5 protein-coding genes are annotated in these 10,990 nt (G+C 61.6%); all 5 read right to left on the bottom strand.

Translation table 11 applies throughout. The features are described from left to right. Nucleotides 1–279: 279 nt before the first annotated feature. The 5 genes from BCHO_RS08835 to BCHO_RS05835 all read right to left on the bottom strand — a co-directional run bounded on the left by BCHO_RS08835 (nt 280) and on the right by BCHO_RS05835 (nt 10,911). A complete protein-coding gene (locus BCHO_RS08835) occupies nt 280–4,470 on the bottom strand; it encodes an Ig-like domain-containing protein (protein WP_051911623.1) in 4,191 nt (1,396 codons plus the stop codon). A 441-nt stretch (nt 4,471–4,911) separates the two neighbouring features. Further along, complete coding sequence (locus tag BCHO_RS05850; protein ID WP_081707894.1) at nt 4,912–6,744, bottom strand: DUF4012 domain-containing protein; 1,833 nt, start codon at nt 6,742–6,744, stop codon at nt 4,912–4,914. Nucleotides 6,745–6,838: 94 nt separating this feature from the next. Beyond that, nucleotides 6,839–8,323 carry a tyrosine-protein kinase domain-containing protein gene (locus BCHO_RS05845; RefSeq protein WP_024540273.1) on the bottom strand — a complete coding sequence of 495 codons (1,485 nt, stop codon included), beginning with the start codon at nt 8,321–8,323 and terminating at the stop codon, nt 6,839–6,841. 123 nt (nt 8,324–8,446) lie between these two features. Further along, nucleotides 8,447–9,433, bottom strand: coding sequence for a homoserine kinase (gene thrB, locus BCHO_RS05840; protein ID WP_024540272.1), 987 nt, complete (start codon nt 9,431–9,433; stop codon nt 8,447–8,449). Nucleotides 9,434–9,600: 167 nt separating this feature from the next. After that, nucleotides 9,601–10,911 (bottom strand): homoserine dehydrogenase, encoded by a 1,311-nt coding sequence (locus BCHO_RS05835; protein WP_024540271.1) that lies wholly within the window; start codon nt 10,909–10,911, stop codon nt 9,601–9,603. Nucleotides 10,912–10,990: the final 79 nt, after the last annotated feature.

Raw genomic sequence — 10,990 nt, 5'->3', positions numbered from 1 at the left:
ATCGTGCAACCGTTCGCATCTCGTCTAGTATATCAAATACTTGCACAACATCAACACAACAGCCAGTCAGAGAACGCTTCTTTAACTAAAATGCTTCCGTTATACGCAAACGCTCGCATAAAGAAGCGGAATACCACGATGGTGCAAGTGCAGCATTATGCAAGTCTGGTATCCAACCCCAAATACGAAGGTGACCCCGGGCTAATATCAGCCCGGGGTCACCTTGCGGTTATCGAAGGAGCTGGAATGGATCGGCGATCGGAATCACCAAACCTTCACTCACTTGTCGAGATAGTTGTTCAGACGGTACAGGAATGCAGCCATCTGCTCGCGCAGCGTGGTGTCACCACCACTGAACTTGCCGTTGTTCCCATTGACAATACCGACCTTGGCGCCCCACAGAATCGCAGTCGCTGCGAAGGTGTCACGCTTGACATCGGAGAACTTTTCGTACTCTTCAGCCGTCGGCTTGTAGTTGCTGGCGGTCTCGTCACCTTCCATGATCGCATAGCGGTTGAGGAAGGTCACCATCTGATCGCGAGTGACCGGAACATCGCCGCCGAAGGTACCATCCGCACGACCCGTCGTCAGACCGATATTCGCAGCCCACAGGATTTCCTTGGCGCCGAAAGTACCTTCCTTGACGTCCGGGAAACGCTTATAGTCAGCAGCGGTTGGCCTGTAGTTCTTCGCATCCTTGTCGCCACGCTGAACCGCAAGACGGTACAGGAAGACGACGGTCTGCGCGCGTGTGGTTTCGTCGGACGGGCCGAACGTACCATCCCAGTTACCGGTGGTAATGCCCTTATCCGCAATCCACTCAATCTCCTTGAAGAAGTGGTGCGTCTTCGGGACATCTGGGAATGTGGTCTCAGCCTTGTTCACAGTCAGTACGATTGCTGCATGCTGGTTGCCGGCAGTCACCGTAATGGCAGTGACACCAGGCTTCTTCGCAGTAACGTAACCGTTGCCGTCCACCGTGGCGATTGAGGTATCGGAGGAGCTCCAGGCGAGGGCGCCCACGACAGCATCCGCAGGAGTGAGCTTCGCTGCCAGCTGGACATGCTGGTTATGCAGAATCGTCAGAGCGTTGTTTGCCACGCCGTTGCCGGTGATCTGAATCGACTGCAGAACTGGGCCGACCTCATTGACCGTCACGATGATCGAGGCGGACTTGCCGCCAGCCGTCGCCGTGATGCCCGCACTACCGGCCTTGAGACCACGCACGTTGCCATTCGCATCAACCGACGCAATCGCAGCATTCGTCGACTTCCACGCCACCGTGCGATCGGTCGCATTCGACGGCGCGACCGTCGCATTGAGGCTCAGACCAGCGCCGACATTGATCGTCGCCTTGTTGCCCAACACACCGGTACCCGAAATCGACACCGACTCGACCGGAACGACGGTCTGCTGCTTCGTCACCGTCACCGTGACCGACACGGACTTGCCACCCGCCGTCGCTGTGATCGTGGCGGTGCCGGCCTTGACGGCCGTGACCTTGCCCGAAGCGTCGACCGTTGCGGCCGACGTGTTCGACGACTTCCAGCTGATCGCACGATCCGTCGCGTTCGACGGGGACACCGAAGCGGAAAGCTGCTTCGTGGCACCCTCGGTCAGCGAGAAGTCGCCACCGGCAATCGACACCGACGTGACAGGAACCACGGTCACGCACGGAGCGACCGTACCGACCGTGCCGTTCTCGACGACGACGTTCGCGCCGCTGGCGGTGTAGTTCTTCTTGCCGTTGTTGTCCCAGTTGCCGGAACCGTTGTTGAAGACGAACTCGATCTGGCCGCCTTCGGTGCCTTCGATCGTGTACTTGACGTAGCCGTCACAGGCCGCCTCCATCTTCACGCCGGGGGCGGTCGTCCACGTGCCGGTGCCGACGCGGTAGTGGATGTAGGTGGAGTTCGCGCCGAACTTATCAGCCGGGTAGTAGACGGTCGTGTCATGGATGACCGGTGCTTCACCGGTCACGTTGACGGTCACGGTATCCGACTTGCCGCCGACGGAGGCGGTGATCGTCGCGGTGCCCTTGGCGAGACCCTGCACGACGCCGTTCTTGACGACGGCGACCTTCTCGTTCGATGAGGTCCACTTGACCGGTTTGCCGGCGGCCGCAGCCGGGGCCACGGTGGCGGTCAGCTGGGTGGTGGCGCCATCGGCGAGATCGAGATTGATCGTGCCGGCCGGGCTGATCGTGACGGAGTCGACCGTCACGGCGAGGCAGGAGGCCTCCTCCCAGGTGCCGCTGGTGATGTTGCCGTCCCAGACGTAGGAACCGTCGATGAGCAGGCCGGCCGCGTCGACATGGTCGTCCGGATCGGTCGTGGCGGAATCGGCCGGGAACTTGTTGCCCGGAATCTCGCCGGCGCCGCCGTTGTTGAAGATGACGCGGATCGGGTCGTCACCGGCCTGGTCGATGATGTCCTCCGGAATCTCGTAGACCTGATCGGCGGTGCCGTCGCACGCGCCGGCCTCGGCGGTCATCAGCTCACCCGGCCAAGCCGCGTTCTGGATGACGGAGCCGGCCGCCGCGTTGTTGTCCACGTAGACATAGGCGTAGATCTTATTCCACGCCGCAGGCTTCTTCGCATAGGCGGTATAGCTGACGACGGCGTTCGGGTCCTTCTTCGTGAAGGTCTCTTCCGCCTTGACCGCATTGCCGTCCTGATCGGTGCCGGTCAGCGTGACGGTGATCTGCGTGTTCACGGCGGACTTGGCGCCGATCGTGATCTTCTGGCCGTCGGTGAACGAGCCGGAATCGCCTTCGGAGGTGCTGTAGCGCGCGTTGTTGACATTGCGCGCGGTCAGCGTCACCTGCGTCGTATCGGTCTTGAAGGACTTCGCACCGGTCGCGGCGAGCGAGGCTCGCGGCGTGTTCGAGGCGTTATAGAACACATGGATCTTGCCGCTCTTCACATTGCCGGACGTGATCTTCTTGCCGGAGACAGTGAGCTTGCCACCGTAGACCTGATCGACGTATTCGCCGTCATCGAGCGTCGTGTCCATGCCGGCGAGGCTCTTGTCGCCATCCATGTTCACGACGGTCATGCCGTCGTTGTTGTTGTTGCCATCGGTCTTGTACCGCTCGATCATCAGGCAGTTGTTGTTGCCGTTGCAGTTGCGCAGGTATTCGGCGTTGCCTTCCATCGCGTTGCGGAACTTGTTGACCCACTTGACCTCGGGATGCTTCCACTCGTCGTCGCCCGCGTCACCGAGCTGAGAGACCTCAGCGAAACGCGGATTCGAGCCGCCGGAACCCTGCGGACGGTTGAAGAACAGCGGCGCGCCGCCGGCACGGGATGCGACGATGCCCCAGCCCATGCGGATCTGCCATGCGGACAGCTGCGAGGAGTATTCGTTGGTGTTCGCATAGGTGTCATGGGACTCGACCCAGGTGACGAGCTGGTTGTCGCGGACGCCGGTGCCCTGCAGGCTGTTCAGACGGCCGGCGCTGATGTTCTTGTCCTGCATTGCGCTGCGGATCTCACGGCCATAGTTCGAAGCCGTGTTGCCGCCGCCGTTAGTCGAATACTTATCGAACAGCGCCGGGTATGCCGGTGCGTTCAGGCCGGGATCGCCCTGCAGCACCTCACCGTACTGATACTGGGCGCCATTCGGCAGGATCGTATCGAAGTACGGCGAATGCGTCTGGAACTCGTCCGGAAGCTCGATATGCTTCGCGGCGTCATAGCGGAAGCCATCAATGCCGTCCGCGACAGCGCGGGTCAGATAGTCGTGCATGCGGTTGCCGACCTCTTGGTTCTCGGTGTTGAGATCCCACAGGCTCAGCAGATGGCAGTGCGTGACCTGCCAGCGGTTGCTATAGTTGATGGCGGTGCCGTTGTCCCCGCAGCCGCCTTCGGAACGCGTGTGGAACAGGCTGGAGTTCTTCCAGTCGGAGTTGATGCCGTTCCAATCCGCGGTGAAGTGGTTGATGACAGCGTCGGCGATGACACGAATGCCGTGCTTGTGCGCTTCGGCGGTCATGTCCTTGATTTCCTGCTCGGTGCCGATCACCTTGTTGCCGATGCCGGTGCCGGAAGGCTGGTAGACGTAGTACCAGTTCTCGGTGAAGACGCCGCCGTGGTTCGGACCGACGATGTTGGAAATCGGCACGGTCTGGATCGAGGTATAGCCGGCGTCGGCGATCTCATCCATATGCGCCTTGATCGTGTTGGCCGACCACATCCATGCATGCAGAATCGCACCATAGTCCATTTCCTTGGACAGGCCATACGATTCGCGAGCGGCCTCGAACTGCGCATTGCCAAGCGTGCGATCATAGCTGGTCGTCGGCACATTCGCCGCGTTCGCCGCCGGGGCGGCGACCATGCCAAGCGCCATGCCGCCGGCAAGCGTCGCGAATGCCGAGAGGCTGGCAACCGTCTTGGCGACGAACCCATGCCTTCCCGAACGCTTGCTCTTGCCGAGCTGCTGCTCGGTTTCAGACAGAGGAATCATACCGCTGTCTCCTTTTCTTCTCTAGAATAGAGGGCTTTCTTTCCTTATGCTCATCCGTCCACACAGCCGGATGATGCTGCACATGCTTGTTCGCCATGAACATGAACCATGCTCTCTGAGTGAACGAACACTTCGGGCGGCACAATCACTGTGCAACCGTTCGCATGATGTTTATTATATGCAGAAACTTCCACAGAACCAACACAGATCTTCCATATCGCAAACGCTGTCACCCAGATGGCGGATGCCGCTGCCAGATATCGACGCTGAATTCATCCAGATTGCAGATACTTAAGCGTTTGAGTCGGTGATGACGCGAGCCTGTTGTGCCGACACGCCAACGATGAACATATCACAAACGGGAGTGGTGCCGGGGCATGCTGACATGCCCCGGCACCACTCCCCCGGTTCATCCATCGGACTGCGCTCACGACATCGCGCTCACCGCGAGACGCCTGTGCCGCACTTCGGTGCGAGATAGGTGACGCCATCGTCGGCCCAACCCATCGGCGTCTGGTCGATCGTCAGCGGTGCCGCCGCCTTCGGGGAGACGCGCACGTCGAAGGTATAGGTCACAAGTTGCCCCGGATTGATCTGCGCATAGGTCTGATAGGCCTTGGCGCCGTCGATGGTCGTCTCCTTGGCGGCGTCGACAGGGCCGCCAAGTTGCATCAGGTTGCTGATCGAACCGCCTTTGGGCGCGTAGAACAGCACCTTCTCCATCGCCTTGCCGGTGTTGGCGCGATTGTTGCCGGTGATGTACATCGGCAGCGTCTTCGCCTCGTCCTCGGTCATCGTATTGCGCACGGTGAACTCCACATGGTAGAGATCGCCGTCGTCGCAGTTCACGCGCTGAATCTTCGCCTCACGCTTGATGTACCATCCCATCTTCGACGGATTCTGCTCGGTCAGATAGATGCCGACGGACGGATCGGTCTCACTGCTCGGCGTCTGCCCGGTGAAGCCTGCGGCCTCGATGCCCTGTTCGACCTGCTTGTCGAAGGCGTACATCGTGAAGTGGCGGCCCTTCGCCATCGTGCCCATCATCGCGCCGGTCCGGTACAGTTTGCCGATGCTCATATGGGAGAACATCGATGCCATCGCCTTGCTCGCCACGACGCCGAACAATGCATCGGTCTCGTTCTCCGGATATTGCTGATAGACGGTATTCATCAGGAACTCGGCCGTGTTGTCGCCGGTGAGCACGGTGCCGTCGGGCAACGTCACGTTGCCGTTGATGGCGATGAGCTGCTGCAGGAACAGCGGATCGACCATGACGATGCCGGCGAGCGGCTGTTCCTTCCCCCACGGTGTACGATCCCAGATCGAGCGCATCGCGACGGCCGAGTCGGCGGTGTTCGGGAACACGGCCAGATCTCGTATGTCGAAGGACATATGCAACGGCCCTTCCTTCGTAAACACGCGATCCATGTCCTGTGAATGGTCGCCGATGCCGTAGGACAGATAATCGCCGTTCGGGCGGAAGTCGCCGATGTGGACGGTGCCGTTCTCGGTCGTCAGTTCGCCTACCGATCCGATCAGACCGCCCGACGAACGCATTTCGGAAGGCGTCATCGCCATGACGGCGTAGGTGCGCGACTGGCCGTCGCCCAGCAACGTCGGCAGGATGCGGAAGGTGTTCGACAATGCGTCGACACGGTCGGCGAGGGCGTTGAGCTTCGTCGCGCCATCGTCATAGGCGGTGCGGATCATGCCGATGCTCGGTTCCTTGAGCTCGTCATAGCTTCGCACCTGCTGCTGGAACGAGTCGTTCGCCTTGGCGAGCGGCTCGGAAGCGGCGATGATCGGCTGCAGATTGACGCCGTCATCGCCGTTCGCGATCTGCGCCTCGCTGAGCGTCTTCATGACGTCGACGAATTGCGGCAGCGATTCGTCGACGATGCCGTCGACAGTGCTCGTCATGCCTTGGACAGTGGCGATATCGTCGCCGACAAACGGCATCTTCGCGGCGAAATTCCACAGGCCGCCGTGCGCGATGTCCTTCGCCTGCTTCGTCTCCTGCGCGATCTGCGGCAACGTGTCGCCAGCAGTTGCAAGCTTGTCGGCATCCGCCGACGCGAGCTGCGAAAGCATTGAAATCGCCTTCGACTCATGCGCTTGCACCTGCTTCGCCTGGCGGAACAGCTGCAGCCCGACGACGCCGCAGGCGACGAGGGCGAGCACAAGAACCGTCAGCACACCGACAACCCACGGCCAGATCCTCCGGCGCCGATGATGGTGATGATGGTGATGGCTGTGTGGTTGCGCGTGCATATGCGACATGGCGCTCCTTAGGCACAATGATTAGACACAATGAAAAGCGCGGATTCCTTGAAAATCAGGAATCCGCGAGACGAATCGGAATCGGTCACTTGAGCGAGAAACGACGCTTCTTGCGGTGGTCGGTGCTGCGGCTCGAATAGTAGTAGTAATAATTCGTGTGTTCGAGCGACTTCTTCGAATCGCGCGCGCAGTTGAAGATGACGCCGGTCGTCGACAGGTCGAGCGTCGTAAGTTCCTCCGAAATGTCGCGCAGATCGCGCTTGAGCGTGTGGTCACGACGGCAGACCATGATCAGCGAACCGCCACGACGCACGAAGATGACGGCGTCGTTCGCGACGACCATCGGCGCTGTATCGATGAGCACGTAGTCGTACTGTTCCATCGCGTTGTTGAGCAGCTCCTCCATAATCGGCGAGTTGAGCAGCGTCGATGCGTTCGGCGGTTTCGGACCGGCCGGCATGACATGCAGATTCGGCTTCCAGTAGCGCTGCACGACGTCCTTGACCGAAGCCTGGCCGGACAGCACATGGGTCAGGCCGGCCGAGCCATCGAGGTCGAGTTTCTTCGCGACCGACGGATGACGCAGATCGGCGTCGATGAGCAGGACCTTCGCGCCATTCTCGGCGAGCGCGGCGGCGACGTTGACCGACATCGTCGTCTTGCCTTCGCTCGCACCGGTCGACGTGACGACGATGAGACGGCAGTTCGTGCCATCCACCGGGGCCATGAAAGTCAGGTTAGTGCGCACGCGGCGGAAGTCCTCGGCGACCGGGCTTCCCGGTTCGCTGACGACGGCCGGCTTCGTGCCTTTGAGCAGTTCCTCTTCGGGGATGCGGCCGATGATCGGCGCATCAAGGTATTCGCCGACCTCATCATCATCCTGCACGCGCTTGGACAGCACGTCCTTGAGCAATGCGGCGAAGACGCCGAGAATCAGGCCGCCAACGATACCGATGAGGATGTTAAGCTTCCACTTCGGCGAACTCGGCGAGCTCGGCGCCGTGGCCGGCTGCACGATCGAGAGCTTGACCGATGAACGCGAGCCAGACGCATACAGCGTGTTCTCGACGACGGAGCTCAACGATTTCGCGACCGAATTCGCGATATCGGCGGCCTGTGCCGGATCGCCATCGGTGACGGTGATATTGACGAACGCGGTGTTCGTGGGATTCGTCACGCTGATCTCGCCTTTGAGCTGACCGACCGTGGTATGCAATCCAAGCTCTTCGATGACCGGCTGCAGCACCGACTGCGTCGTCGTCAGGGCCGGATACGACTTGATCTGGCTCATGATGTACGAGCTGCCGCTGTTCTGCTCGGAGGAATTCGCGGTGCCGTCCGAGGAATCGTTGTAGGTCGCGAACAGCTGGGACGTCGTCGAATACTTCACCGGGGACATCGCGGTCAGTCCGATGGCGGCGCCGAGGACAACCGCGAAGGTGACGATAATCGTGATGATGTGTTTGCGCAGAATGCCGAACAGCGCGGACAACGTCATGCCATCGCCCCCCGCTTTCGCGTTGGTATTGGCAAGTCCATACGCCTGCTGTTGCGTTGTGTTTTCAGCCATCGAGGTGTATTCCCATCTAAGCGTCGAGACCAATCGTGCCGTACACCGTCCCCAGCACGGGACACCGGACTCGGTCAGTCCCAAAAATCAGCATAGTCATCGTATCTGTTGCGCTCGACGCGGCTACAGGCGTGCCACCTGCACGCCGAGCGTGTCGACGCCGAGGTGCAGCACACGCCAATGACCGGATGCGAGCTCGGCGGAGGCGACGGCATCGATCATGTCGGCGGCGTCACCGGCATGGAGCACGAGCACGCAGGGGCCTGCGCCGGAGACCATCGCCGCATAGCCGTTCAGGCGCAGCTTCGCGATAAGATCGGCGGAAGGCTGCATCAACGGACCGCGGTACCGCTGGTGCAGCCTGTCCTCGGTCGCCTCCATCAGCAGCGCGTTGACGTCATGCGCGCCGGTGAGCGCGCCCGGATTCATCGCGCCGATGAGCAGCGCCGCACGGGACACATTGAAGACGGCGTCCTTGAACGGCACGAGCGGAGGAAGCGCCTCGCGCGCCTTGCTCGTCGACAGTTCGAAATCGGGGATGAACACCGAGGTCGTGATCGTCGGATCGACGATGTAGTTGACGGTGCGGTAGCCGGCATCGGTGACGACGCCATGCTCAAGCGTCTGAAGGGCCCCTTCATCGGTCCACGACACGGTCATGCCACCGTAGACGGCAGGCGCCACGTTGTCCGGATGGCCCTCGAGCTCGGCCGCGAGCGCGAAAATCGCGTCGCGGTCGAGTTCGCCCTCATGGCTGAACGCGTAGGCCGCACTGATGCCGGCGACGATTGCTTCGGCCGACGATCCCATGCCACGCGCCTGCGGGATATTGTTGTGCGCCTCGAGGATGAAACCGGTCTTGCTCAGGCCGAAACGCGAGCATGCGCGGCGAAACGCGGAGACGACGAGGTGGGATTCGTCGCGTGGCAGCGTGTCCTCACCCTCGCCGTCGATGAGTACCTGGGCCGCCATATTGAGCGGATCGGAGCTCAGCGTGAACTCCAGTTCGTCGTGATAGTCCAGCGCGAGCCCCACGGTGTCGAAACCGGAGCCGAGATTCGCGCTCGTCGCGGGCACACGGACGTGCACCTTACGCGTTACCGGATCCATCGGATATGTCCTGCCTTACTTCGTCTCTCCCTGTCCGTCGCCACGGGCGGCCACGGACTACCGCCCCAGCCAACGGCGCGGACGGCGAATCACGGTTCATGATACACAGAAGGCTGGTCGCGCCATCAGGCGCGTCCAGCCTTCCATCGCCGGGCCGGGCTCCGGAATCAGTCGAGCACGCGGATGATCGACGGGTCGCCGGTCACGCAGTCGAGTTCGCAGACCTCGGCGACGGTCGCGCGCAGCGTCATCTCGTCGGTCATATGCGTGACGAGACGCAGCTGCTGGATTTCGCCGTCGTATCCCGGATCCTTGAGCGTCGGCTTGAGATCCTGGTTGACGCCGTTGATCGAGACGCCGTTCTTCGCGAAGATCGTCGAGATCTTCGCGAGGACGCCCGGATTGTCGTGGATGAGGAAACGTACGGCGAAAGCGGCCTTCGAGGTGCTCAGCGGCGCAATCGGATAGTCGTTGTACATGCGGATCGCCGGGCCGGTGCATCCGGCGGCGATGTGGCGGGCGACGGTCACGATGTCGCCGACGACGGCGGACGCGGTCGGCGCGCCGCCGGCGCCGCGGCCGTAGAACATCAGATCGTCGGCGTATTCGGCGCGCACGAAGACGGCGTTGAAGGAGCCACGCACCGATGCGAGCGGATGCTCGTTGCGGATGAGCGCCGGATAGACGCGCGCCGAGACGCCGTGCTCGTCCTTGCCGACGACGGCGAGCAGCTTGACGACCTTGCCTTCGGCGGTCGCGGCGGCGATGTCGTCGGCCGTGATATGCGTGATGCCTTCGACGGTCACGTCGTCGATGCCGACGTTCGTATGGAAGCCGAGCGTCGCCATGATCGCGGCCTTGTTCGCCGCGTCGTAGCCTTCGATGTCGCCGGTCGGATCGGCCTCGGCATATCCCTTCGCCTGCGCCTCTTTGAGGGCGACGTCGAAATCGAGGCCCTTCGTCGTCATCTCGTCGAGGATGTAGTTCGTCGTGCCGTTGACGATGCCGAGCATATCCTTGACCTGGTCGCCGACGAGCGACTCGCGCAGCGGACGCACGATCGGAATCGCGCCGCCGACGGCAGCCTCGAAGTAGATGTCGACGTTATTGTCCTCGGCCGTCTTATACAGCTCCGGGCCGTACTTCGCGAGGAGCGCCTTGTTCGCGGTGACGACGGACGCACCATTGTTCATCGCCTCGAGGACGAAGGTGCGTGCAACGCCGGTGCCGCCGATGAGTTCGACGACGATGTCCGCGTTCTTGACGACGCTCATCGTGTCGCTCGTCAGCAGCGACCTGTCGATCCACGGGAAGTCGACCTCCTCCGGATCGAGGCAGGCGATGCCGGACAGCTCGATCGGACGCCCGATGCGCTGCGCGAGCTCATCCTTCTGTTCGACAAGCAGGCGCGCGGTCTGCGAGCCCACCGTTCCTGCGCCAAGCAGACCGACTCGAATCGGTGCGTTCTGTTCTGCCACTGTCCGTTCCTTTCTTTGCGGCGGTCACTACCCGCCATATTGTACGGGCAAGACGTGAGCGTGGCGCCCACGCTTCCCC

Source organism: Bifidobacterium choerinum (assembly GCF_000741135.1).
Classification (GTDB): domain Bacteria; phylum Actinomycetota; class Actinomycetes; order Actinomycetales; family Bifidobacteriaceae; genus Bifidobacterium; species Bifidobacterium choerinum.
Note: the sequence above shows the minus strand (reverse complement) of the source record. Positions and strands in the feature narration are given on the sequence as shown.